This is a genomic window from Dietzia sp. IBK-p2-16D (genome assembly GCF_057773085.1).
Genome location: NZ_JBYMTL010000093.1, coordinates 1 through 254, shown reverse-complemented (window position 1 = coordinate 254; position 254 = coordinate 1). Strand labels below are relative to the sequence as shown.

The 254-nt window shown below is 68.5% G+C and carries 1 protein-coding gene; it reads right to left on the bottom strand.

Annotated features, from left to right (window positions below):
- Positions 1-254, bottom strand: a 254-nt coding sequence (locus AC3DE3_RS17490) for a DUF222 domain-containing protein (protein WP_488370888.1), incomplete at both ends; no start/stop codon positions are given.

Sequence of the window (254 nt, the reverse complement as noted above, 5' to 3'; positions counted from 1 at the left end):
GGTACTCGTCGACGACCTGTTGCTGCACCAAATCGAGCACGTCGACGTGGACGGTGGCCATCTGGGAGGCGAGCACCTCGGCGGCGCGCTGGTCCAGACGCCCCTGCGCCATCGCTGTCAGGATCGCCGGGTACCGGGTGTGCAGGTCGAAGGCGAAGGAGATCATGGTGGTGGCCCGCCGGGACGAGATCGCCATCGCCGCGACCACGTACCCGGTCGCGACGTCGATCGGATCGACCACCGCATGCCCGGGT